14 protein-coding genes are annotated in these 22197 nt (G+C 36.2%); 12 read left to right on the top strand and 2 right to left on the bottom strand.

Going from position 1 to position 22197, the window contains the following annotated elements:
• The first annotated feature begins 11 nt into the window (after positions 1-11).
• From ACEN2H_RS00605 to ACEN2H_RS00575, 7 genes are all read left to right on the top strand, one after another.
• On the top strand, positions 12-1079 hold the full coding sequence (locus ACEN2H_RS00605) for a LamG domain-containing protein (RefSeq protein ID WP_441729537.1): 1068 nt from the start codon (positions 12-14) through the stop codon (positions 1077-1079).
• Positions 1080-1309: 230 nt separating this feature from the next.
• Positions 1310-2581 (top strand): hypothetical protein, encoded by a 1272-nt coding sequence (locus tag ACEN2H_RS00600; protein ID WP_441729536.1) that lies wholly within the window; start codon positions 1310-1312, stop codon positions 2579-2581.
• A 188-nt stretch (positions 2582-2769) separates the two neighbouring features.
• Complete coding sequence (locus ACEN2H_RS00595) at positions 2770-3819, top strand: glycoside hydrolase family 130 protein (RefSeq protein WP_441729535.1); 1050 nt, start codon at positions 2770-2772, stop codon at positions 3817-3819.
• Positions 3819-5063: an MFS transporter gene (locus ACEN2H_RS00590; RefSeq protein ID WP_441729534.1), complete on the top strand. Its 1245-nt coding sequence runs from the start codon at positions 3819-3821 to the stop codon at positions 5061-5063. The genes ACEN2H_RS00595 and ACEN2H_RS00590 overlap by 1 nt, the downstream gene beginning before the upstream one ends.
• Entirely contained in the window at positions 5056-6798 is a 1743-nt protein-coding gene (locus tag ACEN2H_RS00585) for a hypothetical protein (RefSeq protein WP_441729533.1), read from the top strand. Before ACEN2H_RS00590 ends, ACEN2H_RS00585 begins: the two co-directional genes overlap by 8 nt.
• Before the next feature lie 25 nt (positions 6799-6823).
• Positions 6824-7942, top strand: coding sequence for a Gfo/Idh/MocA family protein (locus tag ACEN2H_RS00580; RefSeq protein ID WP_441729532.1), 1119 nt, complete (start codon positions 6824-6826; stop codon positions 7940-7942).
• A gap of 80 nt (positions 7943-8022) precedes the next feature.
• Positions 8023-9111 (top strand): glycoside hydrolase family 130 protein, encoded by a 1089-nt coding sequence (locus ACEN2H_RS00575; protein WP_441729530.1) that lies wholly within the window; start codon positions 8023-8025, stop codon positions 9109-9111.
• A gap of 110 nt (positions 9112-9221) precedes the next feature.
• Here the strand turns inward: ACEN2H_RS00575 and ACEN2H_RS00570 are convergent, their stop codons facing one another.
• Positions 9222-10754: a SulP family inorganic anion transporter gene (locus ACEN2H_RS00570; protein ID WP_441729529.1), complete on the bottom strand. Its 1533-nt coding sequence runs from the start codon at positions 10752-10754 to the stop codon at positions 9222-9224.
• A 673-nt stretch (positions 10755-11427) separates the two neighbouring features.
• Positions 11428-14589, bottom strand: a complete 3162-nt coding sequence (locus tag ACEN2H_RS00565; RefSeq protein WP_441729527.1) for a PAS domain S-box protein — start codon at positions 14587-14589, stop codon at positions 11428-11430.
• A 537-nt stretch (positions 14590-15126) separates the two neighbouring features.
• Between ACEN2H_RS00565 and ppsA the strand changes: the two genes are divergently transcribed.
• The 5 genes from ppsA (at position 15127) to ACEN2H_RS00540 (ending at position 22152) form a co-directional block, all read left to right on the top strand.
• Positions 15127-17541: a phosphoenolpyruvate synthase gene (ppsA, locus tag ACEN2H_RS00560; RefSeq protein WP_441729525.1), complete on the top strand. Its 2415-nt coding sequence runs from the start codon at positions 15127-15129 to the stop codon at positions 17539-17541.
• A 20-nt stretch (positions 17542-17561) separates the two neighbouring features.
• The gene (locus ACEN2H_RS00555; RefSeq protein ID WP_441729524.1) at positions 17562-18317 is read left to right on the top strand and encodes an SDR family oxidoreductase; all 756 of its coding nucleotides are present in this window, start codon (positions 17562-17564) and stop codon (positions 18315-18317) included.
• A gap of 36 nt (positions 18318-18353) precedes the next feature.
• Positions 18354-18827, top strand: coding sequence for an OsmC family protein (locus tag ACEN2H_RS00550; protein ID WP_441729523.1), 474 nt, complete (start codon positions 18354-18356; stop codon positions 18825-18827).
• Positions 18808-20541, top strand: coding sequence for an acetate--CoA ligase (gene acsA, locus ACEN2H_RS00545; RefSeq protein WP_441729522.1), 1734 nt, complete (start codon positions 18808-18810; stop codon positions 20539-20541). The genes ACEN2H_RS00550 and acsA overlap by 20 nt, the downstream gene beginning before the upstream one ends.
• A 105-nt stretch (positions 20542-20646) precedes the next feature.
• Positions 20647-22152, top strand: a complete 1506-nt coding sequence (locus ACEN2H_RS00540) for a trypsin-like peptidase domain-containing protein (RefSeq protein WP_441729521.1) — start codon at positions 20647-20649, stop codon at positions 22150-22152.
• The last annotated feature ends 45 nt before the right edge of the window (positions 22153-22197 follow it).

Raw genomic sequence — 22197 nt, 5'->3', positions numbered from 1 at the left:
AATTAATTATTATGAAGATTACTAAAAAGATTAACATGAAAGCAAGTATTCTTGCTGTTCTATTTGGAGGATTATTCCTTACTGCAAGCTGCTCAAAATCTAGCGAGGACGAAGCAGTAGTCGTTAACAAATCCAATTTAACAGCTCTTAATACTTCAACCCAAACGATGCTTGACGCCTCTCTTGAAGGAAGCGCTGACGGTCAGTACATTTTAGGATCAAAGGCTACACTTCAAACAACACTTGATGTCTCTAAAGCATTGGCAACTAGAACAACTGCAACACAGTTAGAAGTTGACAACATGATAGTTCAACTTAATCAAGCTATTGCCCTTTTTGAAACTAAAAAGGTCACTCCTATTGACGCCGCCAATTTAGTGGGACAATGGACGTTTGATGAAGGGACTGGGACGACAGTTAAAGATTACTCAACGACCAATGCTACTGGAACTTTTGGAGCATCAGTATTAGGAACGGGAACTGCAGTGCCAACATGGACAACCGACAGATACGGAAATTCTAATAAAGCAATTGCATTTGATAACGGTGCTAAGATCACAGTTCCTTACAATGCGAAATTAAATCCTGCAAAAATGTCTATTTCGTTATGGATTAACGCAGCAGAAAAAAATGATAATAATCGTTTTATGGGATTGCATGCTTGGAATGGTTATAAATTTCAACTTCAAGGTGACAACAAACCATTTTTCACAGGCGCTACAGTTACGGACGGTATATATGATCGAGATGATGCTGAAGGTATTCTTGAATTAAATAAATGGTACCATATCACTGTTACTTTTGGAGATTCACACACCATTTTTTATATTAATGGTACAAAAGTCAAAGACTGGGACAATACTCCAGGAACTTTAGTTGCTGTAACGGGTCATGATTTGACATTCGGTGTATGTTCTAGTAAATATGCTGCGACACCAGCAAATTATGACGCTGACAAGATTATTCCTGCTGAATGGGGTGGATATTTTAAGGGTTCTTTAGATGATATCAGAATGTACAAATCAGTTCTTACAGAAGCTCAAGTGAAAGCAATATACGATACAGAGAAAAAACCGTAATTACTTATAAGTTAATCCTTTAAATAAAATAGCATTTAAACAAATCAATAGAGAAGTGTTTTTTTAGTATTCACTTCTCTATTTTTTTTTCACTAAACCCTTTTCACCATTATACTAATAATTATCAGAATGTATATGGAATCCGCTTTATTATAGATTTACTAATTTTTATCACTTCTTATTTCACAGAATTCTTTATAAATTTCTATTTATAGAATAAACAAAATACAATGGCATTTCAATTTCACAGAACAATTCTTTTTTATAGTCTTTTTCTTTTTATTTCTTGCAGCAAAACTGAAGTAATACCCCTTGCTGTAACTCCATTACAGAGGGAGGTAAATTTAAAGCACTTCAACCATCTTTATAAAGAGATAGATTTCAAAGGAAAAAAAGCAGCAATGATTTGTATTTACAGTGAATTCCCTGCTTATGAACCATTGGAAGATCCGGACGAGGGAATTTCATGTGTTGATGATGTGGCAAGAGCTGTAATTATGTTGACAGAATACGTCAATGTTTATGGTAATGATGCAGGTGCACTAGACAAGATCAAAAAATTGACTGAATTTGTTTTGTCGATGCAAAATGAAAATGGCTATTTTAACAATTTTATATTTTGGGATAAAACAGTAAACACTTGGCATCCTACATCTATTGCGAAATTAGACTGGTGGTCTTTGCGGGCATTATGGGGATTAGAGGCCGCTTATCCTTTATTGAAAAATGATGTTGATATGAAACAAAGAATTGAGCAATCTATTGTCAAATTAAAAACAAATATAAAAAGAGATCTTCCTATTGGTTCTTTTACTACCGAAACTATAGACGGTATAGAGACACCGACTTGGCTTCCTCAAAAATATGCCTCAGATCAGGCTGCATTGCTAATAATTGGGTTACTGAAGAATTACGAAAGAACTTCTGATAATGATAATCTTCTTATGATTGACGCCCTTGCAAAAGGAATAATGCTAGCGCAAAAAGGCGATGCCAATAACTATCCACATGGTGTTTTTTTAAGTTACAAAAACCAATGGCATGCTTACGGAAATGATCAAGCCAATGCATTATTAAAAGCTGGAATAGCTTTAAATAAAAAAGAATACATTGACAGTGCCTTAAAAGAAATTGACAACTTTTATCCAAAATTATTGCAAAGCGGATTTGCGGAAGGGTTTTTTATAGACTTTAAAGGAAGTAATTACAATGAAATCAGCAAAACTAAATTCCCTCAAATTGCTTATGGTATCAGACCAATCGTATCTGCAACTTCAGAAGCTTATCGCTATTCGAAAAATAATAATCATCTGACGCTTACCAAAAATTTTGCCGCTTGGCTCTCCGGAAGTAATGATGCAGGAACAGCAATTTATAACTATGATTCAGGTATTTGTTTTGATGGAATCGTTAGTGCATCGCAAGTAAACAAAAATTCTGGTGCTGAATCTACAATTGAATCATTATTGGTTTTACTAGAAATGGAAAAATTAAAACAATAAGATAAATAACAGTTCAATTCCTCTCTATAAAAATTATCTAGTTTCTTTCTTTATAAGCACCAAGCACTTAAATATTGATTCTAAAAGCTTAATGATCTTTATCACAAACAATCAGCTTTGTACGCTGTTTCTTTGATTGACGCTTTAATTAGACAACAAATAGATTTAAAAAGTAAAAATGCATAATTATGACAGATATCGCAAATAGGTATAAAAGCAATCCCATATTATCACCCAAAGATTTAAAATCTAGTAATGAGAACATGATTATAGAATGTTTACTAAATCCAGGAGCATTTGAATTCAAGGGAAAAACAGGACTACTTGTAAGAGTAGCCGAAAGAACAATACAGAAAGAAGGTCTTTTATCTGTTCCAATATATAATAATGTCGGAAAAGTTAAAATAGTAGATTTTAACCTTGACGATCCAAAATTGACTGCATCAGACTCTAGAGTAATCCAGTACGATGGCGTTGATTACCTCACAACCATATCCCATTTACGATTGGTTTGGAGTGACAATGGAATTGATTTCAAGGAAGATTCTAATTATTCTTCATTATTTGGAGAAGGGGAATATGAAACCTATGGTATAGAAGACTGCCGTGTGTCTAAAATTGAAGATACCTACCATCTTACTTACACTATGGTTTCTTCAAATGGTGTTGGTGTTGGTCTTAGAACGACAACTGACTGGAAAATATTTGAGAAAAAGGGGATGATTTTTAGTCCACACAATAAAGATTGTGCCGTTTTTGAAGAAAAATTCAACGATAAATTTTATGCTTTGCATCGTCCAAGTAGCCCTGAACTGGGTGGTAATTATATTTGGTTAGCAGAATCTCCTGATGGTGTTCATTGGGGAAACCACAAATGCATCGCCAAAACTCGCGAGGGAAAATTTGACAGCAAACGATTAGGTGCTGGAGCTGCTCCAATAAAAACGGATAAAGGCTGGCTGGAAATTTATCATGGAGCCACAAAAGAAAACAGGTATTGCTTAGGCGCTCTTTTATTAGACCTTAAAGATCCTTCTATCGTTTTGGCCCGCTCAGAAGAGCCTATTATGGTACCTACAGAAACCTATGAAAGAACAGGCTTTTTTGGAGAAGTAATATTTACAAATGGACACATCATTGATGGAGATAAAATACAAATGTATTATGGAGCAGCGGATGAATTTGTTGGTTTAGCCACATTCTCCATTGACGCCATTTTAAAAACACTAGGACAATAATGGAACAATTAGCAAAAATAGGACTCAAAGATTTTTCTAAGAGTACCAAGATTTTAATTCTTACCAATTTAATTTATGCCTTCGTTTTACCAGTAATTGATATTTTCGTTGCATCATACATCATGCGAAATTCTAATGATCCATCTAAAGTAATGATGTATCAATTAGCGATTTATACTGGTATTCCAATTACGTTTTTCATCAATGGCTTTTTACTGAATACCGTTAACATCAAAAAATTATTCTCGCTCGGGATGCTGCTCAGTGGCGTTTCTATGGTTTATATGATGTCCTTAGACGAAATCAGTTACGGTGGATTAATATCAGCTGGATTGATAATGGGAATGTCCTTCGGTTTATATTGGTCCAATAGGGATTATTTAGTGCTCGCAACCACAACTGATAAAACAAGGAACTTCTACTATGGACTTGACACATTTTTCTATACTTTAACCGCCGTTATAGTACCCATAATCATTGGGTGGTACCTAATGAATGGTAGTGATTCAACTACAAATGAAAGCGTAAATTCAGGATATAGAGTTGTTACTGGGGTCGTTTTTATATTCACTATTCTTGCTTCCATAGTATTCCATTTTGGTGATTATGAAAAACCTAGGAATGAGAAGTTCCTCTATTTCAAGTTTCACAAACTTTGGACAAAAATGCTTCAGATGGCCGTATTAAAAGGCCTGGCCCAAGGATTTATCGTAACAGCTCCAGCTATGCTTATGATGAAGTTTTTTGCTTCTGAAGGAGCTTTGGGAACAGCACAATCTGTAGGAGCCATAGTTGCTGCGGTGATTATGCTAATTCTTGGCAAACTTTCTAAGCCTAAGCACCGATTGCTGATTTTTAGTATCGGGCTCATATTTTTCTTTTTAGCCTCCTTTTTCAACACCTTGATGTTTAATTCAACTGGAGTAATTATCTTTATATTCCTATTGTTGATCGGAAGGCCAATTCTTGATATTGCCTACTTTCCAATTCAACTGAAAGTCATTGATATGTTATCTGTTATCGAAAATAGAAATGAATTTTCATATATATTGAATCACGAATTTGGATTGTACGTGGGACGCCTTTTAGGGGCAGGTACTTTTTTAGGTATTGCCTATTTCGGAAATGCAGATAATGCGTTAAGATATGCCTTATTAATCATAGCAGTAATGCAATTACTCTCCATCCTCATCGCGAAACAACTTTTGGAACAACAAAATAAACTAGAAAATAAAGATGCGTAAAACAATTCATTTAGTAGCTCTCCTAATCTGTATTAGCTTTAGTTCTTGTAACACGACTCAATCGTCTGTTGCTACTATTCCTGCTTTAAAACAAGAAGCAATACAGCGTATTTCAAATATGCCCAATTTACCACAACCGCTTCAAATCATTGATTATAAAAAGCTCGCTATCAATTTTGACAGTACGGTGTACGATTTTAATGCCAAAGGTAAATTTTGGCCCTTGGTATGGATTGATAGCACCAAAAATAATTTCTCTCAAAACGTTGTAGGATTATATACAGCGGTTGGTGATGTGCGACAAGGAACCAATAATAAGGGAATGTTTCACGAGGCACTTGCCACGATGGGCGCAACTTTAGGAGCTAGTTTGGTAGGTATTGACAAAAGCAATCAAGATAATCGGAATTATGTAGCTATGCTCAAAAATTACTTCAACAAAGATACGGGTTGGAATATTATGATGAATAATACCAGTCCCGAAGTGGCTTTGTTGGGTGGAGGTTATGGGCGGGATTGGTGGTATGATGTCTATCCGAACTTATTGTTTTTTGCGATTTACGACCAATATCCCAGCGAACCTGGTTTCGAAGAGATTGCAAGAACGATCGCAGATAAATTTTATAATGCCGATTTGATTTTAAATGGAAATTATGATTATTCCTATTTTGATTATGGCAAAATGAAACCCATGAAAAACAACATCTGCGCTCAACCTGATATAGCAGCTGGTCATGCTTGGGTTTTATATTCCGCTTATAAAAAATTTGGAGATAAAAAATATTTAAAAGGCGCGATTTCTGCTTTAACGGCTTTAGAATCCAATAAAACAAATCCAACTTACGAGATATTAATTCCATTTGGAGCTGCGTTAGCAGCAAGAATGAACGCCGAGGAAGGCACCAATTTCGATGTCAACAAATTACTTGGCTGGACTTTTGACGGTACCGCAATTTGCCGTGAAGGTTGGGGAATTTTGGTTGGGAACTGGAACGGCATCGACATTTCAGGTATTAGTGGCAGTACAATAGACCACGGTGGATACGGTTTTTTAATGAATACTTACGACCATGCTTTGCCATTGGTACCAATGGTTAGATACGATCAATCGTATGCAACCGCAATTGGAAAATGGATGTTGAACGCCGCAAATGCCTCACGGTTTTTCTATCCACAATACATGCCGGATGAACATGAAACGATTCCGCAACTGGCTGAGGTTACCAAGGGCGTTATAGGCTATGAAGGAATCATCAAGCAGTCAAGTTATAAAGCATATGAAAATTTGAAAGGCCCCGTGGCTCAAGGAGACGGACCACTTTGGGTACCAGGACAAAATCCAGAGGAATCACAATTCAGTGTTTACGGAAGTGGACATGTTGGGATTTTTGGAAGTATCATCCGCACCACCGATGTTGAGGGAATCCTGCAATTAAATTTGTTGGCTACCGATTTCTTTAGTGACAAAGCCTATCCTTCGTTCTTGTATTACAATCCGTATGACACCGCTAAAAAAGTTTCGGTTAAAGTGGAGGAAGGCGAAAAAGTGGATTTGTACAATACCGTTTCGGGAAGTTTTGTTGCTCGCAACGTTTCTTCTTCTAAAAAAATTAAACTGGCACCTGAAAATGCAGCTGTAATTGTTTGTGTTCCTTCTGGGGGAGCCATCACTTACGAAGGTTCTAAAATGTTGGTCAACGGTATTGTCGTTGATTATAATAGTAATAAAAAATAAAGAATAAAATCATAAAGGATAGAAAATGAATAAACCTATAAACATAGCCGTGGTTGGCGTAGGCGGATTTGCTTGTTTTGCCACTGCAGAATTTATAAAAATACCCGGAGTAAAACTTGTGGGAGGATATGATGAAAATGAAAAAAATCTTTTAAAATTAAAAGATATAGATCAATCGGCTATACTTTTTTCTTCTCTGGAAGAAATTTGTTCTGATCCAACTATTGATTTGGTGTATATCGCTACCCCACCATTTTTACATTATGCGCAGTCGAAAGCCGTATTGTTAGCCGGGAAACATGTGATCTGTGAAAAACCTGCCGCAACAATAGTGGCAGAAGCTATAGAACTTAGAACGTTGGCAGAAGAGAAAAATTTGCTTTATGTTGTCAATCTAATGCAACGTTATAATCCATTATACGAAAGTGTAAACAATCTTATCCGGAATAGTATTTTGGGTGATTTTCTTCATGGTTTTTTCGAAAATTATGCTTCAGATCAATTTTTACCGAAAGAACATTGGTTTTGGGACGAGAAAAAAAGTGGCGGAATATTCATTGAACACGGAGTTCATTTTTTTGATATGTTTGCCGGTTGGCTTGGTGAAGGCGAAGTTGTAGCTTCCCAAAAAGTGGAAAGAAAAGAGTATAAAGATATTTGGAGCAGGGTTCAGTCTGTTGTGAAATATGATAAAGGAATGGTAAATTTCTACCACGGTTTTGACCAACCTAAAATAATGGATCGACAAGAAATGCGATTATTGTTTGAAAAAGGCGAAATCACTTTATATGAATGGGTTCCTACTGAATTGAAAATAACAGCTCTTTGCACCCCTGAAGAATTGATTGCATTACACCAAATTTTTCCAAATGCCGAGTTTGAAATAGTGGAGTCTTTTGAAGAAATGCAAATTTCTAAAGGCAACTTTAAAGATATTAATTACCAGTACAAAATAAAAATGGACTCAGGAGTTTCACTTCAAAAGCAAAATCTTTACAAGGAATTGGTAACGAATATGTTTATTGATCAAATGACTTGGATTAGTGAGAGGACACACATCCGGAAAATTAATCAGGATAATGCGGTAGATTCTTTGAAAATAGCGGAAGTTTCTGAAAATAGGGCTATCAAAATTTACAATTAAATCGTTTTACATAAATTAGATTCCCCTGCTGGTTAAAATGTTTGTGGTTGCTTAAACTAAATAAAAACGAAATGAAATATATGAAAAAAATAATTGTTTTTACTTTGTTTTTGATAATGGGATGTACTAATCATCCTTCCATAAATTTGGATTTCCAATCACCCTACAAACCAAAAGAGAATCCGATTCTCAAAGCGGACTCCAATTTTACCTTTGTTAATCCTATCGACAAACAAATAGTTAGATGGCAAAAAGCAGAAGTGTTTAACCCTGCGGCAATAGTAAAAGACAATAAAGTTTTTTTGTTGTATCGTTCCGAGGACAATCCTGCCGCTGGTTTTGCACAAAGAACCTCTAGAATTGGATTAGCTTACAGTGATGATGGTGTTCATTTTACAAAATATCCAACACCTGTTTTGTATCCTGATAATGATAGATTCAAGCAATATGATTATCCAGGTGGGTGCGAAGATCCTAGAGTGGTTCAAACAGAGGACGGCTTATATGTGATGTCTTATACTTCTTGGAATCATAAGATTGCAAGATTATCGATTGCTTTTTCAAAAGATTTGATTCATTGGGAAAAAAAAGGACTCGCATTTGAAAAGGCTCTTGATGGCAGGCTAATGAAAAGTTGGTCTAAATCAGGTTCTATGGTTGTAAAATTGATTGACGGAAAACAGGTTCTAACAAAAATAAATGGTAAATATTGGATGTATTGGGGAGAAGAATTTATAAATCTTGCTTGGTCAGATAATTTAATTGACTGGAACCCTTTAGTAGACAAAAAAGGAAATCTTAAAGAAGTGGTTCAAAGAAGAAAGAACAAATTTGATAGCCGACTTGTTGAATGTGGTCCTCCTGCGATGCTTACTGAGGAAGGAATTATTCTGCTTTACAACGGGAAAAATTCTGTAAAAGAAGATGCGGATCCAAGTTTGCCCAAAGGAACCTATTCTGTTGGTAAAATTGTATTTGATAGTACCGATATGGAAAAAATTGTTTCCCGTTCAGACACCCCTTTTTTAAAACCAACGTTGCCTCATGAAACAACAGGACAATATGCTGCTGGAACCACTTTTGCTGAAGGATTGGTTTACTTTAAATCTAAATGGTTTCTGTACTATGGCACAGCTGATTCATATGTAGGTTTAGCGATTTTTAAATAAAAACCATTGACGATAAAATTATTGTATGATAATTTTTAGATTGAAGTTAAATTGTCTATTAAATAATGCCCACAAAAAAATCCCTGAAAAATTTTCAGGGACTTTTATATTTAATCAGCGGCAACCTTATAAGTGGGATCTTCCATTATATTGATATCTATAACATCATCAGCATCATGCAGTAGTCTTCGACAGTCAGAACTTAAATGACGTAAATGAATTTTTTTGCCCTCCTTAGCATAACGTTCTGTAAGTTTATTAACAGCATCAATGGCGCTCATATCAGCAATTTTGCTTTCTCTGAAATCTATCACTACTTCCTCTGGATCATTCAAAACATCAAATTTTTCTGCAAATGCAGTAGTGGATGCAAAAAATAAAGGTCCATATATCTCATAATGTTTTACTCCATTAGCATCAATATATTTTTTCGCACGAATGCGTTTGGCACTTTCCCAAGCAAAAACCAAAGCAGAAATAATAACTCCTATCAATACTGCCAGTGCCAAATTATGCAATAATATGGTAATCAATGCCACTAACATTCCTACAAATATATCTTGTTTTGGCATTTTATTAATTATCCTAAAACTAATCCATTCAAAAGTACCAATAGCTACCATTACCATAACCCCAACAAGTGCAGCAATAGGTAATTGCTCTATTATAGGCGCTCCAAATAAAATAATTGCCAAAATAGTTAATGCTGCCACGATACCTGACAAGCGTGCTCGAGAACCTGCAGAAAGGTTTACGAGTGTCTGTGCTATCATAGGACAACCGCCCATACCAAAGAAAAATCCATTCAGCAAATTAGCGCTTCCTTGAGCAATACATTCTCTATTTCCTTTGCCTTTGGTCCCTGTTATTTCATCAACAAGGTTCAAGGTTAGTAATCCCTCCGTTAATCCCACAGAAGCCATAATTAGCGCATAGGGAAAAATTAATTCTAAAGTTTCAAACGTTAACGCGATATTAGGAATATGAAAAGGAGGAAAACCACCACTTATTGAGGCAATATCTGCTACAGTTTTAGTGTCGATTCCAAGGACTAAAACTAATACAAACACCACAATAATAGCTACTAAAGAAGCTGGTACAACTTTAGTTATTTTTGGAAAAAATAACACAATAGCTATTGTTAGGAGTACCAGTCCTAACATAATAAACAATGGGTTTCCAGACAACCAAACGCTCTCGCCGTTCACCATTGTTTTAAACTGCTCGAGCTGAGACATAAAAATAATGATAGCCAAGCCATTCACGAAACCAAACATTACAGGTTGCGGAACCAGACGGATAAATTTACCTAACTTAAACAAGCCGACCAAAATTTGCAAGACTCCGGCTAAAGCCACAGCTGCGAATACATATTCCAGTCCACTAGACTGCATTAACGCAATTAAAACAATAACCGTTGCCCCTGCTCCACCAGATACCATGCCTGGTCTACCTCCAAAAATAGCAGTCACCAAACCCATAATAAATGCGGCATATAGTCCGACTAGCGGCGGAAAACCAGCTAATATAGCAAAGGAAAGTGATTCTGGAATCATGGTCATAGCAACCGTCAAACCAGCCAATATTTCCGTTCTGTAATTCACTTTTTGAGTTAAGTCAAATAAATTTAAATACTGTTTCATTCTTTTTTATAAAAATTTGTAAAATATATGATTTCGGAAATATAAAAAATCCGAAGCTGATTATTACCCAATAAAAAATTGGAGGTGTTCTCTTTAAAAAGAACAGAAAAAGGGATAACGATTTAAAGGAAATGGAAAAATTATCCAAATTCTAAGAAATGTAAATATAAATCTTTTTAACCGATGTCCAATAGAAATATGAAAATGCTGAAGCTAGGCGGCTATTTGATGTCTCATATCGCTACCACAAATGTTTAAGAGTAGCAGCAGATCAAATGAATTTTTTTAAAGACTATGGCTATTTGTTCGAAAAATTAGATCAAAAGCCTTAATTTTTTTGATGTCTTAATTTGAAGTCGCCATCACAAGTACAGGTATGTTTTTTAATTTTTCATCTACTCTTAATACCTTAAGAAATTCCATTCATCTTTGGGAAATTAATGTCTAAAATAACGATTTTTCGGAAAAGGAATATTTCAAAAATTGAGGATTTACAATGCTTAGGTACCTTTACCCACAACAAAAAGCGGATTTTAAAGATTATTTTTTGAAAATGATCTTTCAACATTCACTACTTCAACCTCATCATTTTCTATCTACAAGTTATTTGTCAATAATTTAACTTTTATTCTGTAACTCTTTTAGATCACTTATATTTAAAAATGCGCCGTTATTAATAGCCATCTCCTTTATTATCAACAATATTTGGAAGCGTAAAAATAAAATTTGCTCCTTCATTTTCTTCTGATTCGATTTTGATAGTACCTGCTTCTTCCTCGATTATCTTATGAACGATGGAGAGCCCAATCCCGGTACTTTCTTTCTTATCCCTTGCTTCAATAGTTTGAAAAACTTGAAAAACTTTTTTTTGGTACTTTTGCGCGATTCCCGGACCGTTATCTTTTACTGAAAATTGGTGAAAACCCGGAATAGACTCATAATAACATTCTATTTTTCCAAGGGGTTTATCGTTATACTTTACTACATTACTGATCAGGTTACTAAAAACCTGATACAATAAAATTTTTGCTCCTATAATAACCGGAAAATCACCCTTTATCGAAATTTCAAAACCATTGTTTGGCACTAAAGTTTTAACTATCTCATCTAACATTTGTTTGACATCAATCGATTCTCTTTGAATTTTTATTCTTCCAATACGAGAATAATCCAAAACTCCGTTAATTAGGTTTTCCATTCTTTGGACACGACCTCGCAAAAGGTCAAAATTATCATTTACCCTCGCAGGCATCTCTGGCATATCAGCAACAATCCACTCCGAGAGGGTATAAATTGCTCTTAGTGGGGCCTTCAGGTCATGCGATATAATATTAGCAAACTGATCCAATTCCTTATTGTTCTTTTCTAGTTGAACTAATACGGAATCTAATTTTTCTTTTGCAAATTTTTCCTCCGTAATATCAGAGCTTATAGCAATGTACTGATAGGGCTTTCCTTCGTTATCTAAAAAAGGAACAATTGTGCAATCCATCCAATAGAAAGAGCCGTCTTTTGCCCTGTTTTTAAGGCCTCCTTTCCAGATATTACCAATAGCAATAATTGACCAGATATTTTTAATAAAACTATTTAATACATAAAGTGGTTCTTCGACAGAGTGACTTTGTCCAATAAGCTCTTCCCTTGAAAACTTAGAAATAGAGCAAAAATTATCATTTGCATAGGTAATCACACCATCCTTGTCTATAATTGTGACGATAGAAGACTCGTCTAATGCCGCTCTAATATCATTTACCTCTTTTGATTTTTCGGCAATATTTTTTTCAATTATTGTTTTTTCGGTGATATTCTGCACATAACCTTGCAATCCAATTATTTCTCCTTTTTTATTTTTAAAAGGCCTTCCTATTTCTGATATGTTTTTTATTCTATTATTAGGGAATAAAAGCCTGTACGTTGTCTTATAATCTTCCCCTGTTTTCATGACGATTTCGTCCCGTTCATCTAGTTTTACTAAATCATCAGGGTGTATTCTATTGCGGTAAGTACTATAAAGTTCCTCTGAGGGCACTCCCGCTAATTCGAACGTATGGCGATGTCCCTTAGATAACATAAGCCTTTTTGTAAGTGCATTAAATTTCCAACTCCCTGTTTCAGCTATGTTTTCAGAATCATCGAGTAATTTATGAGTCTCAATTAACTTTTGCTCCACGAGTACTTTTTCAGTAATATCCTGAGTACTGCCATGTGCACCAATTACTGCTCCTAATCCATTTTTAATAAGCTTGCCTAATAATAAAATGTATTTAACTTTGTTTTCAGACAAATAGAGCGCGCACTGAAACTCGAAATTTTTCCCTGTGGCAAGACTTTTTTCAATCGCTTTCTCTAGCAGGGCTAAGTCCTCTGATGTAAGCATCCCTTTAAATGCTTCAAATAGTTCTTTTTCAGGTAAATAATCAATTCCGGTAATGCTATAATTCCCTTTTGACCAAGCTAAACCTCTTGTCAATGAATCAAACTTCCAGCTCCCTGTTTTAGCAATAGTTTCAGCTTCATCTAATAATTTATTGCTATTTATTAGATTTAACTCCACTTCCTTTTGTTTGGTGATGTCTTTACCAATTCCTAAAAATCCCATTTTATCCCCATGGATATTAATTATTGAACTAAGAGACACAATAACATTTATTGAACTTCCATCTTTTTTGTTATAAGTCCATTCCCTTGGGTAGTTTTGCTCTGATTCACAAGATTTAACAACAAAATCACCCATTGTAGGCTTTACGTTTCTACCTAGTTCAATACTTAATTCCTTAGTATATTTTATCACTTCATCAGAAACATGAATCTTTTCTGGGAATCTATTTCCAATTATTTCTTCGGCTTTATAACCTAGTAAGATTTCAGCTCCTTTGTTAAAATGAGTAACTTTACCATTTAAGTCTGAAGCTATTATTGAAAATTCAGCTGATTCTAATATTGCTTTTAAATCAGCTGAAGTTTTAAAAAGTAGTTCTTGTTGATCTCTTGCGCCAGTTATGTCCCTAGCTATAGAATATAACTTGCCTGTCAAGGGATCCGGAGAGGCGTTCCAGCTCAATACAACATATGATCCATTTTTGCATCGATACCTGTTTATAAATTTTAAAGTTTTCTCTCCTTTAGCAAGTTTTTCTACTTCCTTATATGTTTCCTCTAAATCATCTGAGTGCACTAAATCAAAAAAAGGCTTTCCTTCTAATTCTTCTTTAGAATACCCCAATACAGTTGTAAAAGCAGGATTTACTTGATAGAAGAGTCCATCAATATTAGCAATGGAAACTAAATCCTTTGATAAGTCAAAAATGTTTCTAAATTCTTTTTGAGCCTCAACAAGCATAGTGTTTTTTCTACGCAGTTGCAGCAAATTTACAACTTGATTAGATAGTAATCTAAGTGCATCTTTTTGCTTATCCGTTAAAGTTCGGGGTGTTGTGTCAATTACACAAAGTGTACCCAGGTTAAATCCATTAGAATCCTTTAGAGGCGCTCCTGCATAAAACCGAATATCTGGGTTACCAGTCACTAAAGGGTTATTTGCAAACAATTCGTTTTCTAGTGCATTAGTAACTTCATAGACATCATCTCCCAATATTGTATATTGACAAAAAGCAATATCTCTTGGAATTTGATTGGCACTAAGACCAATTGATGATTTAAACCACTGTCTATCTTGATCCACTAAACTTACCAATGCTATGGACGTTCCACAAATCAAAGACGCCAACTCAACAATAGCATCATATTCTTTTTCTGGTAAAGAATCCATAATTGAATAACTTTCAAGTGCTGCAAGACGACCTAATTCATTCGTTGGTAGTGGTAATTTTTTCATTTTTTGGGGTATGTTTCGTGAAAATAAAACTAGAAATTATTTTAATAAAAAGATCAATCTTTTCAATAGTTGACCAAAAAGTAAATATTTTCTTTCTAATCTTAGATTAGCTACAAAAATAAACTTTTTTTATCTAAGAAGAATCTTTTAAAGTCTAATACAATTGGGAGTGATTTTATGAACCCATAGTGACACAAAATAATTTGCTACTTTTAGTCTATACAGCAATAAAAAATCGACAACACGGGTCCCTTAAAAGTGAAACAAAAAGTATAAACCACTACTGTATAATATCTTAACAACAAAAAAACCTAAAAGAAAAAGTCGTTTTTGTTTCTATAAAAAAATAAATTGTCTAAATTTATACTAAGCATAGCTAAAGTGGGAACACCTACTACCCTCTTTTTAAATAGATATTCCTATATAAAAACATCTAATGTCTGTGCGAAATTAAAAAAATTTAACTAGTTGCCCCCTTTGAATCACTTTATTATAATTCATCGTTTGTTTTTACTAATGCGTAAATTTAAATAAGTCATGAAAAATTCCAGACACATTCTCTTTTTCGATAAAATAAATATAACTGATATTGAAAAAGTAGGCGGCAAAAATGCCTCCTTGGGTGAAATGTATAATCAATTGAGTCCATTAGGCATATCTATTCCCAATGGGTTTGCGTTAACTGCAGATATGTATCGATTATTCCGAAAAGAAAATAATATCGAATCAGTTTTAGCCGAATTACTTCTTTCATTAGATTCTGAAAACTACTCCAACCTTTCTGAAATAGGAGAAAAAACCCGAAAACACATTTTATCAGCCCAACTATCTCCTGAAGTCAAAAAGGAAATTCATATTGCCTACCAATCCCTTTGCAAACAAAGCGGTATTGAAAACCTCAGCGTTGCAGTGCGCAGCAGCGCCACTGCAGAAGACTTACCATCTGCCAGCTTTGCCGGACGAATGGAATCTTATTTGAATATCAGCGGCGAAAAACAGCTGGAAGACGCCATCCATCTCTGCTACGCCTCTCTTTTTACAGATCGTGCTATAAAATACCGCCATGATATGGGATTTGAAAAGATGGATGTTGCTATTTCTGTTGGTGTGCAGCAAATGGTACGAAGCGACAAAGCCGCAGCAGGCGTTGCCTTTACGATCGATCCGGATAGTGGCTTTCAAAACACAATAATCATCAATAGCAGTTGGGGTCTAGGCGAAAACATTGTAAAAGGAACCGTAACACCTGATGAGTGGATGGTATTCAAACCTATATTACAAAACAATAAATTCAATCCAATCCTGAAAAAGCATCTTGGTAGAAAAGAATTCACCATGGTTTATGCGGAAGAATCAAAAGATATTTCTGCTGAAAAAACGACCATAAATAATGAAACCCAAATAGAAAGACAAAACCAATTTTCCCTTAATGACAAAGAGGTAGTTCAACTTTCGCGATGGTGTTATGCCATAGAAAAACACTATAACAAACCCATGGACATTGAATGGGCAAAAGACGGACTAAATAATCAGCTATACATTGTTCAAGCGCGTCCTGAAACGGTTTATGGAAAAGACAAAAAACAAGTTAGAGAAATATACAAACTTAAGGACAAAGGACTGCTGATCACCCAAGGAATAGCATTGGGGGACAAAATCGCCTCTGGAAAAGCTAGAATACTTCATAATCCCCAGGAAGGAAACCAACTGCTGCAAGGCGAAATTCTCGTCACAGACTTAACGAATCCTGATTGGGATCCTATACTAAAAAAAGCCAGCGCAATTATTACCAACAAAGGCGGACGCACCAGTCATGCAGCCATAGTGGCTCGCGAACTAGGAACTGTCGCAGTGGTAGGATGTGGAAACGCCACGACAACGATTAAAAATGGACAACAAATTACGGTCTCGTGTGCCGAAGGAAAAGATGGAAATGTGTATGCCGGCGAATTAAAATGGGAAATCACCGAACAGGATTTTAGCCAACTCCATATCCCGGAAACTGACCCCATGTTTATCCTAGCCGACCCAGAAAAAGCCTTTGAATTGAGTTTTTACCCTAACAAAGGAGTTGGTTTAATGCGAATGGAATTTGCTATTTCAAATAGCATAAAGATCCATCCGTTAGCTTTGTGTGAGCCTGAAAAAATAACCGATGCAGACGTAGCGGACACTATAGGTCTTTTAACAAATGGCTACGAAGATGGCAAAGACTATTTCATCGATAAATTAGCAGAAGCCGTTTCGATCGTTGCAGCGGCTTTTTACCCTAAAGATGTCATTGTGCGCATGAGCGATTTTAAAAGTAACGAGTATGCCAATCTTATAGGAGGGAAATATTTTGAACCTGACGAGGAAAACCCAATGATTGGTTTTCGTGGTGCTTCGCGTTACTACAGCGATTTTTATAGAAAAGGATTTGCATTAGAGTGTGCCGCCATGAAAAAAGTGCGCAACGAAATGGGGCTTCAAAATGTAAAACTGATGATTCCTTTTTGCAGAACTATAGAAGAAGGAGAAAAAGTACTCGCTGAAATGACAAAAAATGGATTGACTCAAGGCGAAAACAATCTCGAAATATATGTAATGATTGAAATTCCGAGTAATGTGATACTGGCGGACGAATTCGCTCAACTTTTTAATGGATTTTCTATTGGATCCAATGATTTAACGCAACTCACTCTTGGGCTAGATCGCGATTCCGCTTTGGTAAGTGATTTATTTACCGAAGAAAATCCAGCTGTAAAAAGTTTAATTAGAGAAACTATTCATGCAGCAAAACGAAACAACATAAAAGTTGGATTATGCGGTCAAGCACCAAGTGACATCCCAAAGTTTGCGCAGTTTTTAGTGGAGGAAGGAATTGACAGCATTTCCTTTAATCCAGATGCCATGATCAAAGGGATTGAAAACATATTAGAAGCAGAAAAGAAAAATACGGTCAGGCTATAATCACTTTAAACTAATTAATTATGGAATTTGAATTCAAAAACAAAGTGGCGATCGTGACGGGTGGTTCCTCAGGGATTGGTAGAGCAACAGCTCTGGCTTTCGCCAAAAAAGGAGCAAAAGTGGTTGTTGTGGATTGGAAAGAAAATACTGAAACAATAGACCTCATCAAAAAATCTGGTGGTGAAGCCCTATTCATTAAATGTGATGTTTCTAAGTCATCAGAGGTGAAAGTGATGGTAGAAAAAACTCTTGCGACTTTTGGACGATTAGATTATGCTTTCAATAATGCCGGAATTGAGGGTGATTCTGCTCCAGTGCAAGATTGTTCAGAAGAGAACTGGGACAAAACCATTGGCGTGAACCTGAAAGGAGTTTGGCTCTGCATGAAGCATGAAATCCCAGAAATGATCAAACAAGGTAAAGGAGTTATCGTCAACTGCTCTTCGGTAGCTGGCTTGGTTGGGTTTTCGGGTTTACCAGCTTACGTGGCGTCAAAACATGGCGTTATTGGCTTGACAAAAACATCCGCATTAGAATGTGCCAAACTGGGAGTGCGTGTTAATGCCGTTTGCCCAGGTGTTATACAAACCCCAATGATTGATCGACTTACCGGAAACGATAAAGAAGCTATAGAGCAGTTTACCAATTTAGAGCCTGTAGGCCGCTTTGGCCAAGCTGAAGAAATCGCCAATGCTGTCATTTGGATGTGTTCTGACGGAGCTTCATTTGTGACCGGACATGCAATGGCTGTGGACGGCGGCTTTGTCGCCCAATAATTCATAAACTAATTTCATAACTGAAAACAATTTTATATGAATACTTTCGAAGTAAATTTAAGGGCAAAAAGTAAAAGAAAAGGTTTTTTAATTGAATCTATATTTCCACAAGATTCAGAACAAAAAGCAGTACAGGATTTACAAAAAATAATAGAAGAAACCTGCTCACCAGAGCATTTACTTCTTGCTTCTATAAATAGTTGTCTAATGGCGAGCTTTTTAACAGCTATCGAAAACTCAACTATTCAAATTATAAGCTTTGAAAGTAGTTCCAGCTGCACAATTGGAGTAATAAAAGGGAAGGATACAATAACTGAAATTATACTAAGACCAAAGGTAGTTATCCCCTATTTCCAAAATCCAGAACGGGCAAGATACATCCTGGAAAAGAGTAAAAACTCGTGCTTGATTCTTAACAGTGTTAAACCAAACATTCGATTAGATCCAGAAGTAATTATTGAACTGATATTAATTTCTAAAGAATACAAGGATGATTTCAGAGAAAAATAAAATAGCGCATCATTTATTAGATTATGAAAAAGTACAAGCCTCTTTTTCATGGAAAAAATGTGCAAAAGAATTAAGCCTACTTCCTAATGGGAAGGGCTTGAACATCGCTCATGAAGCAGTGGATCGTCATGCGCAAAGTCATCTGGGACATGCAATAGCTCTTCGTTTTATTCGAAAAGACAATAGTGTGGATAACTTCACGTATTCTGAGTTGAAAAGACAAACCTCTAAATTTGCCAACGTACTTACAATTCTAGATATTAAAAAAGGAGAACGCATTTTCTCTTTGACGGGAAGAATCCCAGAATTATATATTACCGCTTTGGGTACCTTAAAACACACCGCTGTCTTTTGTCCTTTGTTCTCCGTTTTTGGACCAGAACCTATTTTTCAAAGATTATGTAAAGGGGATGCAACTGTTTTAGTCACCACTTCTCTTTTATATGAAGAAAAGGTGAAGCAAATTCTCGCAAGACTCCCTTCCCTTCGTCACATCATTATCACTGACGCAACCGAGCATATTTCTGTAAAGGTTTTGTCCTTTTCTAAACTTATGCAACAAGCCGAAGAAGATTATAACATTCCTGAGACCCATCCCGAAGATCCGGCGTTGCTACATTTCACAAGTGGAACGACCGGAATGCCGAAAGGTGTATTGCATGTACATCAAGCGGTTTTGACCCATTATTCAACAGGCAAATATGTACTCGACTTTCATAAAGACGACCGATTTTGGTGTACTGCAGACCCTGGTTGGGTTACGGGTACCTCCTATGGGATTATTGCCCCTTTAGTAAATGGCGTTACCAGTATCGTAGATGAAGCTGAGTTTGATGCTATAAGATGGTATTCGATTCTGGAAGACCATCAGGTTACAACTTGGTATACAGCACCTACTGCTATAAGACGATTGATGCGGATGGATATAAAACCACGAGAAAAATTCCAACTCGACAACCTCCGGCTAATTTTGAGTGTGGGAGAACCTCTACATGCCGAAGCTGTTATTTGGGGTCAGAAAAATTTTGGAATACCCATTCTCGACAATTGGTGGCAGACTGAAACTGGCGGTATCATGATAGCCAACTATCCCTCGATGGAAGTAAAACCCGGCTCTATGGGAAAACCCTTGCCTGGAATAGAAGCCGCAATCGCACAAGTACAAGGCAAATCATTACAAATCATTACAGAACCCAATATTACAGGGCATCTAGTCCTAAAAAAAGGATTTCCTTCGCTATTCCGTACTTATCTGCACGATCAAGAGCGTTACGAAAAATGTTTTATTGGCGAATGGTACCTCAGCGGAGATCTAGCCAAAAAAGATGCAGATGGTTATTTCTGGTTTATAGGCCGATCAGATGACATTATAAAAACATCAGGTCATATGGTGGGACCTTTTGAAGTGGAGAGCACTTTGATGCGACATCCCGCAGTGTCTGAAGCGGCTGTAATAGGAAAACCAGAAGCTAGCATTGGCGAACTAGTAAAAGCCTTTATAGTATTGAAAAAGGGAAATGAGTCGACTGAAGAAACAAGGATGGATATTATGGGTTTTACCCGAAAAGAAATGGGGCCAGCGGTCGCACCCAAAGAAATTGAATTTGTGGAAAGTATCCCCAAGACCAGAAGTGGAAAAATTTTAAGACGATTACTGAAAGCTCGCGAACTTGGATTACCAGAAGGAGATATCTCCACCTTAGAACAATCCTAATCTAATCTTAGAAGCAAAGAAAGCCTGTCGATTTTTAATAACTGTATAGATGATTCAATCATTAGTTTTCAACATCAATTTTAATCATGATAAACATTTAAAAAAATGAATTTTAAAAATCACAGATTTTATCTGCTCATCATCATTCTTGTATTTCAAGGATGTCAAGCACAGGATAAAAAAAAAGTAGGAGATATTGAAACAATTCAGAATAACGCTGCAGTTAACACGTCTAAAATTTCCTATACAGGAATCGTCGATTTCAGATTTGCCGCTAAAGTAGCCACACCCGGGGTGGTGAATATTAAATGCACCTTCAAATCACAAATGCAACAATATGAAGACCGAGAGCAAAACCAATTTTATAATCTACCCGACCCATTAAAAGAGTTTTTTAGGGATGATCCCTTTTTCAGGCAGTTTCAATTTCAAGCTCCAAACGCGCAGAGATATCAGTCTAAACCATTAATTGGGAGCGCTTCTGGAGTAATTCTGACACCTGATGGATATATCGTCACCAACAATCATGTGATAAAAGACGCTTCTGAAATCAATATAACTTTAAGCGATGGGCGCTCATATGCAGCCAAACTTATTGGTGCTGACCCATTGACTGATCTAGCGCTCCTCAAGATCGATGAAAATAAACTTTCATTTATTAAGTTTGGCGAAAGTGATGATATCGAGGTTGGAGAATGGGTAGTCGCAGTAGGAAACCCATTTAACCTAGCATCAACTGTTACGGTCGGAATTGTGAGTGCCAAAGCTCGCAATATAAATATCTTAAAAGATCAGGGGGCAATCGAATCATTTATCCAAACTGATGCCGCTGTAAATCCTGGAAATAGTGGTGGAGCCTTAGTCACATTAGAGGGAAAACTGATTGGCATTAATACTGCTATAGCGACACCCACTGGGGTTTATGCAGGCTATGCTTTCGCCATTCCCGTCGACATTGTAAAAAAAGTCACAAACGACCTAATGAATTATGGATCCATAGAAAGAGGCGTTTTAGGGATAAGTATTCGTGACCTCAATAGTGATCTTGCAAAAGAGATAAATAGCGACCGAGCCAACGGAGTGTATGTTGACGATGTCATCCTAAACGGTGCAGCAAAAGAAGCTGGAGTTAAGGCCAAAGATGTGATAATCGCAATTGATGGTATTGAAACGGTCACTGCGTCTAAATTACAGGAAATTGTGATGCGAAAACGTCCAGGAGAAAAAGTAAAAATTTCACTGATCAGAAATGGTAAAGAAAGAAAGGAACTCATCGCGACACTCAAAAAACAGGAAGCAATAACTGAAAACTCAACGATTGAGGCAAAGGAATTGCTGAAGGAATTAGGAGTTGAACTAGTCGAAATCAATCAGCAAGACCAAAAAAATTACGATGTGAAAAATGGTTTAAAAGTCATAAAACTCTATGATGGTAAACTGAAAAGAAAAACAGATATCAGGGAAGGCTTTGTGATTACAGCCATTAACGGAAGAGCTGTATATACTGTCAAGTCCTTTGTTGAAGCCCTTGAAGAAAAGCAAGGAGGCGTCATGCTAGAGGGGAAATATCCAGGGGATCCCGTTTTTTATTATTATGCCTTTGGCATCTAAGAAAGCTATTTAAGACATACTACCACCCATTATAGGATGGCTAAT

It is taken from the genome of Flavobacterium sp. W22_SRS_FP1, from assembly GCF_052113685.1.
In the GTDB taxonomy this organism is placed as follows: Bacteria; Bacteroidota; Bacteroidia; order Flavobacteriales; family Flavobacteriaceae; genus Flavobacterium.
This window is presented reverse-complemented; position numbering and strand designations above follow the sequence as displayed.